We start from the raw sequence: 18,616 nt of genomic DNA, 5'->3' as shown, positions 1-18,616 counted from the left end.
CATCACATTGTCCCCAACATATTGTTTGACCCACGCAAATCGTGGCAACTATCAAAATTTAAATGGAAATTATCAGGAGATAAGACCGATGAATATCCGTCCTCTACATGACCGAGTTATCGTTGAGCGCCAAGAAGTTGAATCTAAATCTGCTGGTGGCATCGTTCTAACTGGTTCTGCCGCAGAAAAATCGACTCGCGGTATCATTCTAGCTGTTGGCAAAGGCCGTATTCTAGAAAACGGTTCAGTGCAACCGTTGGACGTAAAAGTTGGCGATACTGTTATCTTTGCTGAAGGTTACGGTACTAAGTCAGAAAAAATCGACGGCAAAGAAGTTCTGATCATGTCTGAAAACGACATCATGGCGATCGTCGAGTAACTCGTACTCCGACCCAATCAGACGGCTTCGTTTTAAAAACCAGGGTGCTTGGCTATATATCGTGATTCTGTCATTTCTGAAAAGGAATATAGATCAAGCCGATTGGTGGCCGGAGAGCTTCACTGAAGGCTGATTCGGTATAACCAAAACGAAGCGCTAACCATAACAAAGAATTTTAAAGGAAATTAAGATGGCTGCTAAAGACGTTAAATTTGGTAATGACGCACGTATTAAAATGCTAGAAGGTGTAAACGTTCTGGCTGACGCAGTAAAAGTAACACTAGGTCCTAAAGGCCGTAACGTTGTTCTAGACAAATCATTTGGCGCACCGACGATCACTAAAGATGGTGTTTCTGTTGCACGTGAAATCGAACTTGAAGACAAGTTCCAAAACATGGGCGCACAAATGGTTAAAGAAGTGGCTTCGCAAGCGAATGACGCAGCGGGCGACGGTACAACGACAGCAACTGTTCTTGCTCAAGCTATCATCACTGAAGGCCTAAAAGCTGTAGCTGCTGGCATGAACCCAATGGATCTTAAGCGCGGTATCGACAAAGCGGTTATCGCTGCAGTTGAAGAGCTGAAGAACCTTTCTGTTCCATGTTCTGATACTAAAGCGATCGCGCAAGTCGGTACTATCTCTGCGAACTCTGATTCGACAGTAGGTAACATCATTGCTGAAGCGATGGAAAAAGTAGGTCGTGATGGCGTAATCACGGTTGAAGAAGGTCAGGCTCTGCAAGACGAGCTAGACGTCGTTGAAGGTATGCAGTTCGACCGCGGTTACTTGTCTCCTTACTTCATCAACAACCAAGAAGCAGGTTCTGTTGATCTAGAAAGCCCATTCATTCTTCTTATCGACAAGAAAGTGTCGAACATCCGTGAACTTCTTCCGACTCTAGAAGCGGTTGCTAAGGCATCTCGTCCACTTCTAATCATCGCTGAAGATGTAGAAGGCGAAGCGCTAGCAACGCTTGTTGTGAACAACATGCGTGGCATCGTGAAAGTGGCTGCTGTTAAAGCACCTGGTTTCGGTGACCGTCGTAAGTCTATGCTTCAAGATATCGCTATCCTAACGGGCGGTACGGTTATCTCTGAAGAGATCGGTCTAGACCTTGAGAAAGTAACGCTAGAAGACCTAGGTCAAGCTAAGCGTATTACTATCACTAAAGAAAACTCGACTATCATCGATGGTGCGGGCGAAGAAACAATGATTCAAGGTCGCGTTTCTCAAATCCGTCAACAAATCGAAGACGCAACGTCTGACTACGACAAAGAGAAACTTCAAGAGCGCGTAGCTAAGCTAGCTGGCGGTGTTGCGGTAATCAAAGTGGGTGCTGCGACTGAAGTTGAGATGAAAGAGAAGAAAGACCGCGTAGAAGACGCACTTCACGCAACTCGCGCTGCAGTTGAAGAGGGTGTGGTTGCTGGTGGTGGTGTTGCACTTATCCGCGCTGCATCTAAAGTTGCTAACCTTGAAGGCGACAACGAAGAGCAAAACGTAGGTATCCGTGTTGCATTACGTGCAATGGAAGCGCCTATCCGTCAAATCACTAAGAACGCAGGCGATGAAGAGTCTGTGGTTGCTAACAATGTTCGTGCTGGCGAAGGTAACTACGGTTACAACGCGGCAACTGGCGAATACGGCGACATGATTGCAATGGGTATCTTAGATCCAACTAAGGTTACTCGTTCTGCATTACAATTCGCAGCATCCGTTGCAGGTCTTATGATCACAACAGAAGCGATGGTGACAGACAAGCCTCAAGATTCAGCGCCTGCAATGCCTGATATGGGCGGCATGGGCGGTATGGGTGGCATGGGCGGTATGATGTAAATCATCCCCCTGGCTTAATCCTATAAAGTCTGAAAAGCCCCGTAAACCTTGTGTTTACGGGGCTTTTTTAGTTTCTATTTTCTAAGACATTCAGCAAATAAGCCATCTAACAAATAGGACATCTAACAAATAGGACATCTAACAAATAAGATGTCGAGCAAATAAGGAGCCCTGCGAAAATTTACAGCTCTATTCGAACTATCAGCCTTTCCGCCTTTCCGCAAAGCATTTACTTGGTTAGAACCGCTATGTACCTGTCGTTTATTAGCCTTCAATGACAGAGTTCCAGCTCTTAAATTGCTGGTTATTGTTGGTTATTGCTGGTTATTGCTGGCTATTAGAAAGATTCCTTACCGTGCTCGAAACATTCTCTGCACCTTTATGGATCTCATCCATGACGGTCGATACTTGGGTAATCTTGGCATTGCCTTCTTCCGTAATGGACGACATTTCAGCCATCATGGTGGTCACTTCGTTGATGAGCTTCTGGTTTTCTTCTACCACTTTGATTATCTCATTAGTCGAGTCTGACGTTCGGGACGCGAGTTGTCTCTTTTATCATTCTTGTAAATCTGCAACGAACCTTGTTTTTATTTTAAAGCATAGTTTGAATTTTGGTACTCTCAGCAATAGTGTGCGAAATAAATTCATCGACAATACGGCTTTTGTTGTATTTACGGAAATAGGCCGTCAAAGGTAATTGAATGTCGATTTGGTTGATTGGTCTGCACACGCAACTATCGTCGGCGATAAATTTAATGCACCGAGGGACGATGGAGATACCTAACCCTGAAGAGATGGTCGTAACCAAGTGACGCATATTCATTGGATTTCCAACGACATTGGGCGCAAAACCGTTTTCCCTGCAAACCCGAATGATTCTCTCATAAACACCTAACCATTCATTGCGATGAAATAGATGAAGGCTTTCATTTTTGAGCTCTTCTATGTCGATGCTTTTTTTAGCCACGAGAGAATGATTTCGGGGTAGGAGTGCCGTCAAGCTGTCTTCGTAGACAAGATAAGAAGAAAAATAACTTTCGTCTAAGTGATGGCTTTCACGACTGAAAACGATATCAACTTTATTGTCGACCATGGCCTCAATTTGCTCAGCAGGTGTCATTTCATACAGACGCAATTGGGCATTGGTGTGCCTGTCGCGAAATCGGTTAATCAGTTCCGGAAGGAAAAAAGTGCACGCCGTAGCAAGATATCCTACTTTAATTTCTTGATGTTCATCAGAATCTATTTGCTTGATTACGGACTTTACTCGTTGATCATTCTCAATGATGTGTAGTGCTTCTGGCAGTAATCGTTCCCCTGATGGAGTCAGATCCACCTGATGGGTCGTGCGATCAAACAGCTTTGTTTGCAGTTCATTTTCTAGATCAGAAATATGACGAGACACGGTCGGCTGTACCGTGTGAAGTTCTCTAGCGGCTGCTGTGAAATTCTTCAAATGCGCAACTGTGACAAAAGTGGTGAGTGTTTTCAGATCCATCGAGTACCTATTTTATTTTTGTATTATTGTTATACATTAATGCTATTTCCAACTTTGTTTAAGCTCGTTTAGTTTTGTTTATGGTGTAAGTCTCAGTTGTTTCTAAAACATGTCGATTAGAGCGTGTCGAATTGCATGAGATGTGCGTACCTCCCTACAAAACAGGAAACAAAAAAATGGACATTGATGTAATTATAGTTTTAGGGTACTTCGCCTTCCTTATCGGGTTGGGTTGGGTGTTTCGTTCTGCCGCAGAGAACACGAGCGAGTACTTTCGAGGCGGTGGTAAGATGCTTTGGTGGATGGTCGGTTCTAGCGCCTTCATGATGGCGCTGAGTGCCATGACATTCACCGGTCTGATGGGAAAAGCACTGACTAGTGGTATGTCAGTTGCGATTGTTTTTTTCGCTAACGCCCTTGGATATTTTGTCAATTACCTTTTCTTTGCGGCGAAAGCCCGCCAAATGCGTGTGATCAGCCCGATCCAAGGTGTTCGTTTACGTCTTGGGCGTGTCAATGAGCAAGTATTTACATGGGCGAATGTTCCCCTAAGTGTGCTGCAAGCTGCGATTTGGTTGAATGGTTTAGCCGTTTTCACTAGCGCCGTAATTGGCGTCCCTTTAGAACAGACTATCGTAGGTGCGGGGCTGGTTGTTCTATTTATTTCTTTGGTTGGTGGCAGCTGGGCGGTTATTGCTTCTGACTTTATGCAGATGATCATTATCACCGTCATGACCTTTATTGCTGCGATGGTTGCTATTTGGAAATCAGGTGGTGTTGGCAACTTACTTGAAGTGGGTTTACCGACACAACAACTTATCGGTGATGGCTACAGTTATTCATACCTATTTGTTGGTTGGTTTATCTGTATTTTTGTTAAGCAGTTTTTCAGTACCAACAACATGGTGGACTCTTATCGATTTATTGCATCAAAAGACACTAAGAATGCGCGCAAAGCAGCACTATTAGCATGTGGTTTGATGATCATTGGCCCTTTAATGTGGTTCCTACCTGCTTGGTTTGTCGCAGGAAATTATCCAGATACCAGCACTTGGGGACTTGAAGGTTTAGGCAGCAAAGTCGCAGACGCAACTTACTACATGTTCGTCAAGAATGAGATGCCTGTTGGTATGGTTGGATTGATGTTGGCTGCCATGTTCGCCGCAACAATGTCATCAATGGACTCTGCACTAAACCGTAACGCAGGGATCATTTTAAAAAGCGTATACGAACCTTATTTCTGTAAAGAGGCAACAGAAGCCAAATTAATGACTGCGAGCCGAGTGCTTACCGCTGCATTCGGAATCATCATTATCATTTCTGCTCTGTTCCTCACTTCCTTGAAGCAGTTTGGTCTTTTTGATCTCATGATGCTCGTTGGCACCTTGGTTGGATTCCCAGTCCTTATTCCATCTATTATGTGTTTCTTCATCAGAAAAACACCAGATTGGGCCGGGTGGGGCACTATCTTAGTTGGTATGGTGGTGTCATCCATTATTGCGTTCTTCATCACGCCAGAGATGATGCAAGGTATTCTTGGGCTTGACCAACCGCTATCTGCTCGTGAGTTTGCAGAAATGAAATCAGTGACGCTTGGCGTGGTTGGCCATATGTCAATTACTTTGCCGTTCTTTGTTCTCTCCCAGTTCTTCTATAAAGGGCATGCACCTGATCGAGAAGTTGAAGTTAATCGTTTCTTTAGCAATGTTGACACTGAAGTTGTGGTGGAAGACGACGCGACGAGCATCGCAATGGACAACAAACAGCGCGATATGCTTGGGAAAATGCTGCTGGTTGCCGCGGTATTCCTCTCTATGTTGGTTCTTATTCCGAATCCAATGTGGGGACGCATGTTGTTCATGATTGTTGCTCTGATCATCGGTGGTATTGGTGGTCTACTTCTACTTGCTTCAAAAAGAGCCAGCCGATCAATAAAGCCTATCTCTATAACAAATAACGTTTAATTAAAATGGGCTGAATTCGTTCAGCCCAAGGATCTCACTATGTCAGTACAAGAAAAATTTGGTGGCGAACTCACCGATGAAGAGTTTCGTAAATTCACTTTATATACTACTCAAAGCAACAACAAACAGGACGATGAAGCACGAGCTCAAATTCTTGGTTTCACGAATGAAAATGTGCGTATTGCGCCGGGCGCCATCGTTCGCATTGGAGACAACCAATTAGGTCCACGTAGCTATGTTGGTTTGTACAGCTACATCAACGGTGATGTTGTCATAGGTGAAGATGTTGCGATTGGTCCTCACGTTTCTATTGTTGCGGGTAACCATGTGTTTGACCCAATGACGAATTGTTTTAGTGGGCGCAGTTGTTGGAAGGAGGGAAGTGTTGTCATTCAAAGAGGCGTCTGGCTTACTACTGGTGTCGTTATTACACCGGGAACGACGGTCGGTGAATGCGCGCTTGTCTGTGCCAATTCTGTGGTCACATCAGATATTCCTCCTTATGCAATAGTAGCTGGTACGCCAGCCAAGCAAATTGGTCGTATTGACTCTGAGTCAGGCCAGTATCACTGGTTTGATAAGGAGTAATTAATCTATGTTATCCCTAAAAAGAAAGCATGACTTTCAGTTATTTACTTCACCAACAAAGCATACTGTTGTGGTAAATCCCCCCAGTTTTAACTGGCCTCATGAGCGTTATGAAGCGTTGTATTGTCTTGAGTTAGAGGCTGTAGACCAGAAAAAATCATGGCATTGGGAGTGCGTTCAATCTCCGATGCAGCTGGACTTTTCCCTTGAGCAGGGCAACTACCGTTGGCGAGTCAGGTGTGAACAAAGTGGGGAATTATCTCTTTGGCACGAGTTCTCTATTGACGCGGAGACAGAGGAATATTTAGCGCCATCGGCGAAAGAGTTGTTTGCTTTATGTGAAGAGCATGACCAGTTCTTACTGTATTTCAATATTGATATCCCAACCATACAAAAATCGGTTTCAGAGTTCCGAGTGAAATTTTCTGCTAGTGTTGAAGACATTGATATTGAAGCGATCCAATACCCTAATCACTATCGCAGAGGGTTGGAAGAAGGGAAGCGTACAGCCATTGCAAATGTGCGTAATTGGATTGACCGTGATTTGATTGCCTTAACGTTACTCTATCGAGTTTGGGGTGACGATACTGCTGGTCATCAAGCTTGTCAGGTACTATTGCGCCTTGCTGAGTGGAGCCCAGAAGGCCCCGCTTCTTTGCTTCGCCCATGTACTTGGGGAGATGAGGTCGGTTTGTCTTTGGCAAGGAACTTATATCTCGCTTACCACTGGCTGTCGCCTTTATTGACAGAGGAAGAACGTGATTTTGTTCGTCCATTATTGGTTCGCTTAGCGTTTCAAATGGAAGAAAGGCTAGAACAAGACCAGTTTAAACAGTTTCCGGGGCATTCTCATACATCAAGGCTTCCAGCTTACTTAGGTATTGCCGCCCTTACTTTGCATAAGGAGTTTGATATCACCACGTGTGAACGTTGGTTGGACTACGCATTGATGATTTATCGAGGTGTTTTACCATTTTATGGAGGCGAAGATGGAAGTTGGGTCGAAGGGCCTTTTTATTCGTCGTCTTATACTAAGTGGCATCACCCGTTCTTTTTGGCTGTGGAGCGTTTGAGTGGATTCTCTTTCTATAATCATCCGTTTTACAAAAACTATGTCAAATTTGCAATGGACTTTGTGGCGACTCAAGAGCGTATTCACCCGTTTGGTGACGGCTTTTGGTGTCAACGAGAAGGCAAAGAGTGGCCCGGGTTCTTCGCTCAAAATCCACTACGTATTTACGCACAACGCTACGGCGATCACGCCGCTCGTCGTTTGGATAAAGTGCTAGAAGATGAAGTTCAGTCTTACAAACTGCATCTATTAGATGTTGTGCCAACCATACCGCAGTTGAGCCATCGTGAGGTGACGGATGGTGTCGAAGAGTATTCAAATGACTTAGCGCATATTTATTACTCATACGCTGGTCTGGGCAAGCTGTCGAAAAACCAAATGGCTCTGTATTACCGCGCGAGTCAATTTGGTAACAGCTCACACCGTCATGCCGACCAAGGTAACTTTGCTTTTGTTGATCAGGGCCAAAATATCTTAACCCCAAGTGGCAGTTATGGTTATCGATTTGGTAGCCAACATCACAGCTTGTGGACTCGAACCACTCAAGCGCACAACTTGCCTTTGATTGCTGGAGTGGGGCAAAAGCTGGATTGTCCTTCAGGTATTGCTCAATTGATCAAACAGAAAAGCGACGCGGATTTCCATTATGTGGTTCTTGATTTAACCGAGGCTTACGTGGGCTGCAAACATTATTGGCGAACGCTTGTTCAAGTAGCAGATAAAGGGGTGGTGATTTTTGATGACATCGAGCTAACTGAAGCGAGAGAGATCCAATGGCGTTTGCACACTCCGAGTGATGTCGAGCTTGAAGCTGATAAGACTCGACTTCTTCAAGGCAATCTTGAGTACTGCCTTCAGCTTACTGGAGAAGATATAGGGCCCCTCAAGTTCGTTCCAGAAATCAATGATGCTAGTGGCTTTTATGGTGACGTTGAATCGGATGCCCAGAAGCAAATCAACCATCTAGAGTGGCAGCTACCAGCACGTTTGAACCACCGTGTACTGATGAGTTGTGCAAAGGAGGTGAACTTGAACTGTCATTTAAATGAAGAGGGGGCAGTTATCGAGTGGGACGGTGTGCTTCTTCATCTCGGAGTCAAAGAGCGTCTTCTTCAACCACAGTGATACACCAAACCCGCTGCAATGCTATCGTGGTGAATGTTTAACATAACAATAAAGAGAAACAACAATGAATATTGCTTATAAAACCCTACTGGCGTTGACCATTTCGGCTATCTCTTCTCATGCGATGGCGCAACTTGATCCAAGTAAAGCACCATCTGAAAATTTTGATTTGTCCAAATGGAAAATAGTTATTCCGATGGAAGACACAAAACCTGAGCGTAAAGGTAAAGTGATGGAAATCTCCAAAGCTGAGTTGAATGAAGACTACCAACATGCACCGTGGTTTTATACCGACAAAGAAAGCGGAGCAATGGTGTTTGCGGCTCCGAATAAAGCGATGACGACACCGAATTCGAGTAATGCCCGCTCTGAGCTTCATGCTTTAATCTCAGATAATGCATCGATTGGCCCTTATGAACCTGCGAACAATTTTGTTCTTGCATCACATCCTGATGCTGATGAGTTTGGTGCCATTGGTGGCAAAATGAATGCGACTCTTGCTGTCGACCATGTAAGCCAAAGTGGTGACCATCGTCATAATGACTCTTTCTCTGTTGTTATTGGACAGATTCATGCAGGGACGAATGAACCTCTTAAAATTTTCTACCGTAAGTTGCCTGATCAAGAGTATGGTTCGGTATATTGGAATTATGAAAATAACGCATTAGGCGATGATTATCACCGTCGTTTGGATATTTCTCACAATGTTTTTGGCAAGGCTAAAATTCGATTTGGTGAACCAGAACCCACTGATGGTATCAAACTCGGGGAGAAATTTTCCTACGAGATCCAAGTTGATGGTGATGTTATGTATCTCGAGTTCACGAAAAACTTGGAGAGCAAAATGCCAATCACTCGTTCATTTGCGATTGACTTAGCGAAGGGGCATTACCTTGGTAATAAGTACGATGCTGGATATAAAAATGAATGGTTCTTCTTTAAAGCGGGTGCATACAACCAATGCAGTACAGGTGTTGTACGTTGTAAAAACGAAGGTATTGAGGCTGGAGATTATACTCAGGTTAGTTTCTACCAACTCGAAATTAAACACTAGTGTTTTAATTTGACAAAGAAATGAGTATTGCATTAAAGGTGCTTACCGTTTCTTAAAAGAGCTTAACCTTCCGAAATTATCTATTGATATACGGTGCTCCGTGTCTGATGTTATAAAATAGCTTAATATTGTGTCATTTTTCTAAGTGTAATCACAAAGCTGTATATTGCCGATGATTTAATCCTCCGGGCTTAATTCTATAAAGTCTGAAAAGCCCCGTAAACCTTGTGTTTACGGGGCTTTTTTTAGTTTCTATTTTCTAAGACATTCAGCAAATAAGCCATCTAACAAATAAGATGTCGAGCAAATAAGGAGCCCTGCGAAAATTTACAGCTCTATTCGAACTATCAGCCTTTCCGCCTTTCTGCAAAGCATTTACTTGGTTAGAACCGCTATGTACCTGTCGTTTATTGACCTTGAATGACAGAGTTCCAGCTCTTAAATTGCTGGTTATTGCTGGTTATTGCTGGTTATTGTTGGTTATTGTTGGTTATTGCTGGCTATTAGAAAGATTCCTTACCGTGCTCGAAACATTCTCTGCACCTTTATGGATCTCATCCATGACGGTCGATACTTGGGTAATCTTGGCATTGCCTTCTTCCGTAATGGACGACATTTCAGCCATCATGGTGGTCACTTCGTTGATGAGCTTCTGGTTTTCTTCTACCACTTTGATTATCTCATTGGTCGAGTCTGACGTTCGGGACGCGAGTTGTCTTACTTCGTCAGCGACAACGGCAAAGCCTCTCCCATACTCACCGGCTCTTGCGGCTTCGATAGCAGCGTTGAGTGCCAATAAATTTGTTCTATCCGCGATCTCTTGAATCGTAGCGACAATGTTTTGAATGCTTTTCGAGCTGTCATTGAGTGAATGCACCTTTTGAGAGGTACTGGCCGCTTTTTGGGATACCGTTAAAGAGACCTCGACTGAATCGGTAAGCAGCTTAGAGCCTTCAAGGGCTATTTGCGCCGTTTCTAGTGAGGTTGAGTAGGCCACCTCTGAAGCTTCAGCGATCGCATGGCTGCGCTCAATGCGATCCGTTATGTTGCTGGCAAGCTTGACGATTTTCACGACCTTGCCTGCTTCATTCATGATGGGGTTGTAGCTGGCCTCAATCCAAATACTGGATCCATTAGAACTGCGACGCTGAAACAAGCCTGATTTTAGCTGTCCTTTTTGTAATTCTTGCCAGAAGTGAGGGTTATTACTATAGAACTCCTCAAAACAGAACATGCGATGATGTTTACCGACCACCTGGTTTTCTCTGTAACCCAACGTATTTAAAAAGTTTGAGTTGGCGGTCAGTATTGTTCCTTCAGGATCAAATTCAATAATCGCTTGTGACTTGTCTAAGGCAGAGAACAGCGCATCATTTTTTTTGTTTTGGTCGTTGATCTCTGTGATATCAGAAGCCAGCTTTGCTACGCCAGTGACACGACCATCTGAATCTTTGATCGGTAAATAGGTCGCTTCTAGAACAACCGTGTCACCTTGCTTATTTACTCTCTCGAACGTGCCTTCTTTTGAGATGCCATTGGCAAGCTCTCGCCAAAAATTTTGATAAGGCGAAGAGCGGACATAGCTATCAGTGCAGAATATTTTGTGGTGTTGTCCTTTGATCTCATCTAATGAGTACCCGACAAGCGTTAAAAAGGGCGCACTGGCATCTTGGATAAGGCCTTCAGGGGTAAACTCGATCCATGCAACATGCTTTTTTAAGGACTGGTAGATATTGTCGGAATGGCTAGGTTTTATCTCTGGTTTTTGCTTCTTAGTAAAAAACACCGCGGACCTTATTTAAACAGAAAAATAGTTGATATATTGCTCAGCATGACTTTGACACAATTATACACATTTGCAATCAATGTTTAAGGAGGCGTATCGGTGTGCTTCAGTCGACTTGAGTATGAGTATGAGTATGAGTATGAGAGTGATATGAGTATAAGTGTGAGCGAGGCCAATGAAAGCACTAAGATTATTCATCCGTATTGGAAAGTCGCACCTTCGATAACGTGAGATCTGGCCAATAAAGAGAAAGGCATTAAAATTAAATGTGTTACTAAGGGCATAGAAATCCCGTATCGTTTTCTTTATATTAAGATCTTACTTCCACAATTGTCGTCAAGATCATGCAAGCCGATTTGAACATCATTGCCGAATTAGAAAGAAAGATTGCAGGGCTCAAAAAAGAGAATGCTGATCTCGAACGACATAATGCTCGCCTGCAAGAAAAGTTGAATGCCGCACTCGACAGTAATGGGTTGTGTTTGTGGGAGCACCATGTTCCTTCAGGAGAACTCACTATCTTTAATATGGAGTGGGGAAAAATGCTCGGCTACCAACCGCATGAGTTGACAGCGACGTTTGAAACTTGGAAAAATAATTTACATCCTGATGATTATCACCAGGCCATGAGAGCTTTTGAAGAGCATCTGTCGGGGAATTGCGATTTGTATGAGGTCGTTTATCGTATGACCCATAAAGATGGCAGTGATAGCTATGTGTACGACAGAGGTCGTGTTGTCGAGTTTGATAACAATGGGGCTCCGCTTAGAATTATGGGCACGCACATTGATATCACACAAGAAAAACGCTTTGAACAACAATTGGCGACCTTGGCCTCTACCGATAGGTTGACGGGGCTACTCAATAGACAAGCTATCGAACAGCGCTTTCGTGAAATGAAACGCGCTGATACGTTAGTCAAAGCGGCGATGATCTTTATTGATATCGACAACTTTAAAGCGGTCAATGACACGTTAGGCCACCAGACAGGCGATCAGTTGCTGAGTTTTATTGCTCAGCGTTTAGGCACGCTGGCCTCTGACGTAGCCACATTATCTTCTGAACAGGCGAAAATCGGACGAATTGGTGGAGATGAGTTTGTCATTTTGTTTTCCGATACTGAACCCGATCAAGTTACTCGCTTTTGTGAAGAGTTATTGCAAAAGACGGTACCTGAGAGCAACCGAATGTTGACGGACGTCGCCATCGGAATGAGCATCGGTGTGTGTTTCTTTAATCAAGGTGACCATCATTTTGATGACGTTTACCAGCAATCTGATTTAGCCATGTATCAAATTAAGAAGAACGGTAAAAATGGAGTGAAAACTCTGCACCTTTGATGAGAAGAAGACTGTATTCTGAGCGCCGTTTTGGACACCTTTTTATACACAGCTTTAATGAGTATTTAGTCATGCTTGATTTATGCGTCAAGATAGTTAGCGGCTATGAGTCAAGATAGCTAAAGGCTAAGTGTCAATATTACTAGCGGTAACGACTTTGTTCTTCCCTTGCGATTTTGCTTGGTATAAGAACTCATCAGCGAGAAATACTAGATGATCGATCAGTCGGTTTGCATCCTGAAATTGATCGATGTTTGAGGACTTCTCTTGGTAAACACTGACCCCGATACTGATGGTGCGTTGAACGTTCTCTTCCTCGGCTTTACACACAAAAGATTCACAGTGTTGGCGAAGCTCTTCAGCCAGTTCAATCGCCTGAGGAAGGCTTACGTTGGACAAGAAAATAACAAATTCCTCACCGCCCCAACGCCCTGTAATACCATGGTTTGAGACCACCTGTTGACATAAGGTAGCGATATCTTGCAGCATGGCATCGCCTGTTAGGTGGCCGTGCTGATCATTGACAGATTTAAAGTCATCGATATCGAGCATCATACAAACCAGTGTATTTTGCTGGTGAGCTTGTTCTTCCGCCCACTGGTAGATGGCGCTTCGGTTGAGAAGGCCAGTTAATGGATCGTGTGATGCCTTATAAGCCAGTTCTTTTTCAAGTTCAACTCGGTCTGTGATGTCTTCAATCACGGCTTGTACAGCCATCTCACCATCCCACTCAATGGCATTATCATAGATGCTAAAGTAACGTTCTTGACCGTCAAAGCAGATGTTTCGAACCACACTATGGGCTCCGGGGATCTTACCTGAAATCAAGTTTTGATAACGAGTTACGCCTTCTTCTTTTTGCTCGTCGTATAACAAGTCCAGTAAACAGATGTTATCTAACACGTGTTGGATAGAGGGAGCACGCATCAGATCTACCCATGCCTGGTTGACCATAATGGGTTTAAAATCACGATGCACACTAATACCTTGCAATGATGACTGGACTAAGCGTTGATATTGGCGTTTATTATGCTCTAGCTGCTTCAGAGCTTGTTCTTGAACAGACAAATCAATCAAGGTGACTTGAAGTGCTGCTTCGCCTTTCCACTCTATAACATGGTCGATAGTGAAGGCCGTGAACTCTCGCCCAAAACGGTCGCGGTTAGTAAAGGTGCGTCCGCGAGGGTTGGCGCGTCTATCGACTTGTTGGTAGTAGTTGTCTCTTGCTAGTTGGTGATGGTCCGGGGCAATAAGATCTGTGATTGAGTCAATACTTGACATTAATTCTTGCGCGGATTGGTAGCCAAAAATATGCGCATAATTGTCATCGGCATGCACCAGCTGAAAGTCTTTTAATATGGCGATTCCGTAGGTGGAGTCGATAGTTAGCTTTGTCATGCAAATACCTTTACGCCAACGACATCTCGGTAACTAAGGTGAAATTTGGGTTGCAATACAATGTCCATCCTTTTTCATCAATTGCTTGGTTCTGGTCGTGAATCATGTTTGGGCGTTGATGTGCTCTTCTAACGCGATTTTTAACATGATGTCTTGCAATTTGATCGTTAACCACTCAAAACAACATATTGGCTTAGAACGTAAATATAAGTAACAAGTTACATAATTTATCACCGCGGTTAATGTTAAGCCAGCTCTTGGTTGTTTTTTTATCTATCTATTTATCTGTATTCCGTAAATGCTAACGATGAATGCAACAGTAAAACCTTAAATATACTGATGAAATTCGAGCACTAAATTAAGTATAGCTAAAAAATAGACTTTATTTCGCTGAAGGTTCGATTTGCTCAGAAATATTATACTGAACAGTCGATTGATTTTTTTATTCAGGACACTGTTTTGCAAGATTTTATTGTATTAACCATTTAAAATGAAGGGTAATAGAGTGTTGTTGTCACTTTCTCTTTAATTTATAGACTTAATTTTTGCAGGACTTTTCAAATATAGCCGATTAAGGTTGGCTCTGTTAACTTAGTTAAAATGACCTTGCCTTGTTGTGATGGGTATGTACTGGTTTTATATTTTCCTTTTCTGAGATGAGTGACAAATATAGGTATGACTCCAGGTGCTTATAGGTAGTAAGTGCAGCTTAGCCTCTATATTTCTACTTCTACGAGGAATTGGCTGAAAGTCCTCATTTTAAATGTTAATGTTGCGCAAAATGTAGCGGTAATAAATGGATAAAACAATGTTAGAAAAGGTTAATTTGAGGAAGTTAATTCTCGTCTTGTGTGTATTTTCTGCAATGGTTACGTTATTAAACGCTTTCTATTCTCTCTATCAAGTGCAGCGCGATATCATCATCAATACGACACTAGAGTCGAACCGAGTTTATGCTAAAAAAATGGCAGAAATGACGGATGTTTTTATTGATTCCGCGATGACACAGCTTCAATACAGTGCAAAGGCCTTATCTGACCGCACCAATGATCAGGGGGCGTTGACAGAAGAAACGAAACGATTAAAAAATCAAACAAAGATGTTTAACTCTGTAGTGGTTGTCAACTCTGATGGTGTGATCACATCGATTTCCCCTGAAACGATTAAAGTACAAGGGGTCAAACTGACGAGTGAAAGCTCCCTTCAATCATTAAAAGCCGAAGCCCCTATGGTGACGGACCCTTTCGTGTCCCCAGCCGGTAATTATCTTATTAGCCTTTCGTACCCTATTTTTTCGAGCCAAGGGACTTATCTTGGTTATATCGGTGGGACTATTTATTTGGAAACAGCGAATATCTTAGGGAAGTTGTTGAATGAACATAGTTATGAGGATGGCTCTTACCTTTACGTTGTAGATCGTCATGGAACGTTGATTTATCACCCAAATAAGACAAGGATCGGCCAAGTCATCACAAGCAATGATGCAATTAATGCCGTGTCAAAAGGTGAAAGTGGCAGTCTAGATATTGTGAACTCTTTGGGTATTCAGATGTTAGCAGGGTATGCGCCTGTCTCTCAGGCTGGTTGGGGCGTGGTTGCTCAGAAACCGAAGCAAAGTACTCTGCTTATGGTTAATAAACAGATGAAAGAAGTGTTTATCACCACGATTCCTGTTGGGATACTGACATTAATGTTTATATGGGTGTTTTCTAGCTTTATTTCTAAACCGTTAAGACAATTAGCGATGGCGGTTAAAGGGACCGATAATCATTCCAGTACGGTGAACAACGTAAAGCAAGTTCACTCTTGGTATTTTGAAGCTTCACAACTTAAGAGTAGCTTTATCAAGGCCTTTGGGGTCGCGTTTGAGACGATTGACACGCTTCATGCGGCAAGTTTAACGGATTCGATGACGGGTTTGTTAAATAGGAGAGGTTTAGATAAAGCGGTTGATCAATTACAACACCAGTCTATCCCATTTTCTGTTCTCGCATTGGACATTGATTTTTTTAAATCGGTCAACGATAACTATGGCCATGATGCTGGTGATGAGTTATTAAAAAGTTTTGCGCAATTGATGAAGGAGCAATCGAGAGATCAAGACTTGCTGTTTCGTTCTGGTGGGGAAGAGTTTATTATTTTTCTGCTTAATTCCGATGTTCAAGACGCTTTTAAATTTGCAGAACGGTTACGTAAAAAGGTCGAGTTATATGACTTTGCCAATGTAGGAGGAGTCACTGTTTCTATTGGCGTTACTTTTAGGGGCAACGAAGAACAATCAATTAGTGCCACGTTAAAAGAAGCAGATACAGCATTATATCTTGCAAAGAATAACGGCAGAAACCGCGCTGAGCTTTTCAGTAATGATTAATTTTAAAGTTATCATTCGGTTTAATAAGTAATTAAGAACAATGAAGTGAGAGATGTAAATAGAGTGTTTGCATTTCGTTGAAGAAAGGTTAGCGTCATGGTTGATTATATTATTATGCACTCTGTGCAATAGGTTAAGGATGCTTACTTTTATTAAGACATCGTCAACCGCCTTATCTTGGCTTCACTGGTTTGTTATTGTTTGTTCTCTCATCCTAACTATTACTGCATGGCAAATCACTCTTCATCAAACACATCAAAAATCTCAAGTTCAATTTGATTTTCAGGTGAGTCAATTGCTCGGACTTGTTTAAGAGAGAATGAGTAAATATGAGGAAGCATTGACTGCGGGCGTATCAGCAATCCATATGTTTTCGGCCCCGGTTAATCGAAAGAGCTGGAAAACGTTCGCCAGTCACTTTGAACTATCATCCCACTTCCCTGGAGTGAGCAGTTTAGTTTAACTGAGCGTATAGCATTGAATACAAACAATGCCTTTGACCTAGTGAACCAAAATGTATCGGGTATTCATCAAACTCAACAAGCGGCCAAAGAGTTATCTCAACTGGCGGTAGAGCAGAAAAAAGAGCTGGAGTTTTTTAAGGTCTAGAGAAGTTAACTGAGAATCTAAAGAGCGTAACTTGGGCTCTAAAGAAGTTAACTTAGGATCTAGAAAGCGTAACTGAGAAGATTGTTGTATGTGATACTTGAGTAGACTGTGTGAACTTTCATTGCCCTTTGTTGTTTTTTAGGCCTATATTCAACAGTACAGTTATGACATTGATTTAACATGGATAGCTGTTGAGTAAAGGATAATAAATGCTTGATTGAAAATGGACTAATCAAGTTAACAATAAGTCAGTGGAGACTTCCCAATGAAAAAACTACTTTCGGTACTTGCTGTTTCTGCAGCAGTGATGGCGCCAGCAGCATTTGCTTCTTCGCCTGTTATGTTTTCAACGATCAACGGCTTTAACGCACCAGATTCCGATGCGGTTGGTGGTGTGCGCTTGGCTTTACTTCACGGACAAGTCAACGACCTTAAAGGTGTCGATCTTGCTATTGTTGGTATGTCTGAGACGCAAACGACGACAGGTGTAAACTTGGGATTCTTTGGTGCGCATAAAGTAAACCAAGAAATGACCGGTGCTTCACTGGGTATATTCAACTGGAACCCAGGAAAAACCACAGGTTTGAACTTAGGTGCCGTTAACATCACTAACGATGTGAAAGGTGCGAACGTGAGTTTTGTAAACTACTCGGAAGGCGACACTCTGGTTGATGTTGGTGCCGCAAACCTTTCTGAAGTATCTACGGTTCAGGTGGGTATCTTCAACAAAACTAAAAAAATCGAGGGCGTACAAGTTGGTCTGATCAACTGTGCTGACAACGGTTTTTTCCCGTGCTTCCCGATTGTAAACTTTGCTAAGTAAGCTTGTGAACTTTGCTAAGTAAACTTGAGAGCTGTCGCTTTATAAATCGGTAAATTCGTCAACCGGCAGCTAAATGGTTTGCTCCTTTTCTTGGTAAGTTAAGTTTTATTCAACGCCTAAACCTATTATTCAACGCCTAAACCTATGTTTGGGCGTTGTTGTATTTACGACTTCATACGACCTTTTCTCTTCCACTTTTGGTGCACACCACGACGCAGGCTTTGGAAGCTGTTTTCCACCTTATCGACACCAAGTAGAACCACTAGCGCTAATAACGTGATAATGACGGATTGTGAAAGGTGGCCAAGGGCAATCATCATTCCGAGTGCAGCAAGCACCCAAATAATCGCGGCAGAAGTCACGCCATGAATCTTGCCGTCGAGCGTCATCATCACGCCTGCACCAAGGAAACCAACCCCAGTAATGATCTGACCAAGCACACGGGCTTGATCGAGCGTGTTAGGAGATAAGCTAATCGCCATGGTGAGGAAAAAATAAGTACCGCTGATGATCAGAATGGAGGTTCTTATTCCGACGGGTTTACCGCGTGTTTGTCTTTCGATTCCGATTAACGATCCACAGAGCATACATGCTGTGAGGCCTGCCCAGCTAAAGGGGGCAAGGTTGAGCGTTTGTTCTAAAAATTGTGGCATATCACCCCTACTAAAAATTAAGAATAGGGGCGGAGTATGCTAATAATAAGCCAGACGATCGAACAAAAACTTTTTGTCTTAACGATTATGAAGGTGACTTGCAGTCTAGCAACCGT

At 43.0% G+C, this 18,616-nt stretch carries 13 protein-coding genes and 3 pseudogenes; 11 read left to right on the top strand and 5 right to left on the bottom strand.

Translation table 11 applies throughout. The features are described 5' to 3' along the window. Positions 1 to 88 precede the first annotated feature (88 nt). Both L1D22_RS06155 and groL read left to right on the top strand, forming a co-directional pair. Positions 89 to 379, top strand: a complete 291-nt coding sequence (locus tag L1D22_RS06155) for a co-chaperone GroES (protein ID WP_102332653.1) — start codon at positions 89 to 91, stop codon at positions 377 to 379. A 190-nt stretch (positions 380 to 569) separates the two neighbouring features. Continuing rightward, a complete protein-coding gene (gene groL / locus L1D22_RS06150; RefSeq protein ID WP_239829071.1) occupies positions 570 to 2,216 on the top strand; it encodes a chaperonin GroEL in 1,647 nt (548 codons plus the stop codon). Positions 2,217 to 2,540: 324 nt separating this feature from the next. On the opposite strand, the pseudogene L1D22_RS06145 reads toward groL, so the two are convergent. Together L1D22_RS06145 and L1D22_RS06140 are read right to left on the bottom strand one after the other, a co-directional pair. Beyond that, positions 2,541 to 2,768: pseudogene (locus L1D22_RS06145) on the bottom strand (hypothetical protein); the annotation flags it as partial. 43 nt (positions 2,769 to 2,811) lie between these two features. Further along, a complete protein-coding gene (locus L1D22_RS06140; protein ID WP_239829069.1) occupies positions 2,812 to 3,717 on the bottom strand; it encodes a LysR family transcriptional regulator in 906 nt (301 codons plus the stop codon). Between the two features lie 176 nt (positions 3,718 to 3,893). Here L1D22_RS06140 and L1D22_RS06135 point away from each other — a divergent pair, with 176 nt between their 5' ends. From L1D22_RS06135 to L1D22_RS06120, 4 genes are all read left to right on the top strand, one after another. Then, positions 3,894 to 5,681 carry a transporter gene (locus L1D22_RS06135; protein ID WP_239829068.1) on the top strand — a complete coding sequence of 596 codons (1,788 nt, stop codon included), beginning with the start codon at positions 3,894 to 3,896 and terminating at the stop codon, positions 5,679 to 5,681. Positions 5,682 to 5,720: 39 nt separating this feature from the next. Then, positions 5,721 to 6,269, top strand: coding sequence for an acyltransferase (locus tag L1D22_RS06130; protein ID WP_239829067.1), 549 nt, complete (start codon positions 5,721 to 5,723; stop codon positions 6,267 to 6,269). Between the two features lie 7 nt (positions 6,270 to 6,276). Continuing rightward, positions 6,277 to 8,466: a heparinase II/III family protein gene (locus L1D22_RS06125; RefSeq protein ID WP_239829066.1), complete on the top strand. Its 2,190-nt coding sequence runs from the start codon at positions 6,277 to 6,279 to the stop codon at positions 8,464 to 8,466. A 64-nt stretch (positions 8,467 to 8,530) separates the two neighbouring features. Further along, on the top strand, positions 8,531 to 9,520 hold the full coding sequence (locus L1D22_RS06120) for a polysaccharide lyase family 7 protein (RefSeq protein ID WP_239829065.1): 990 nt from the start codon (positions 8,531 to 8,533) through the stop codon (positions 9,518 to 9,520). Between the two features lie 490 nt (positions 9,521 to 10,010). Here the strand turns inward: L1D22_RS06120 and L1D22_RS06115 are convergent, their stop codons facing one another. Then, positions 10,011 to 11,306, bottom strand: a complete 1,296-nt coding sequence (locus tag L1D22_RS06115; protein WP_239829064.1) for a PAS domain-containing methyl-accepting chemotaxis protein — start codon at positions 11,304 to 11,306, stop codon at positions 10,011 to 10,013. 344 nt (positions 11,307 to 11,650) lie between these two features. Between L1D22_RS06115 and L1D22_RS06110 the strand changes: the two genes are divergently transcribed. Continuing rightward, positions 11,651 to 12,646, top strand: coding sequence for a diguanylate cyclase (locus L1D22_RS06110; RefSeq protein ID WP_239829063.1), 996 nt, complete (start codon positions 11,651 to 11,653; stop codon positions 12,644 to 12,646). Between the two features lie 126 nt (positions 12,647 to 12,772). Here the strand turns inward: L1D22_RS06110 and L1D22_RS06105 are convergent, their stop codons facing one another. Continuing rightward, entirely contained in the window at positions 12,773 to 14,044 is a 1,272-nt protein-coding gene (locus L1D22_RS06105; protein ID WP_239829062.1) for a sensor domain-containing diguanylate cyclase, read from the bottom strand. Between the two features lie 808 nt (positions 14,045 to 14,852). Here L1D22_RS06105 and L1D22_RS06100 point away from each other — a divergent pair. From L1D22_RS06100 to L1D22_RS06090, 4 genes and pseudogenes are all read left to right on the top strand, one after another. Beyond that, the gene (locus tag L1D22_RS06100) at positions 14,853 to 16,415 is read left to right on the top strand and encodes a sensor domain-containing diguanylate cyclase (protein ID WP_239829193.1); all 1,563 of its coding nucleotides are present in this window, start codon (positions 14,853 to 14,855) and stop codon (positions 16,413 to 16,415) included. Positions 16,416 to 16,554: 139 nt separating this feature from the next. Beyond that, positions 16,555 to 16,866: pseudogene (locus tag L1D22_RS22380) on the top strand (histidine kinase); the annotation flags it as partial. Further along, a pseudogene (locus tag L1D22_RS06095) lies at positions 16,863 to 17,024 on the top strand (methyl-accepting chemotaxis protein); the annotation flags it as partial. The pseudogenes L1D22_RS22380 and L1D22_RS06095, both read left to right, overlap by 4 nt. 265 nt (positions 17,025 to 17,289) lie before the next feature. After that, the gene (locus L1D22_RS06090) at positions 17,290 to 17,847 is read left to right on the top strand and encodes a hypothetical protein (protein ID WP_010434022.1); all 558 of its coding nucleotides are present in this window, start codon (positions 17,290 to 17,292) and stop codon (positions 17,845 to 17,847) included. 164 nt (positions 17,848 to 18,011) lie between these two features. Here L1D22_RS06090 and L1D22_RS06085 read toward each other — a convergent pair whose 3' ends face one another. Further along, positions 18,012 to 18,500, bottom strand: a complete 489-nt coding sequence (locus L1D22_RS06085; RefSeq protein ID WP_239829061.1) for an MgtC/SapB family protein — start codon at positions 18,498 to 18,500, stop codon at positions 18,012 to 18,014. Between the last annotated feature and the right edge of the window lie 116 nt (positions 18,501 to 18,616).

Source organism: Vibrio sp. Isolate34 (assembly GCF_022397915.1).
Lineage (GTDB): Bacteria > Pseudomonadota > Gammaproteobacteria > Enterobacterales > Vibrionaceae > Vibrio.
Note: the sequence above shows the minus strand (reverse complement) of the source record. Positions and strands in the feature narration are given on the sequence as shown.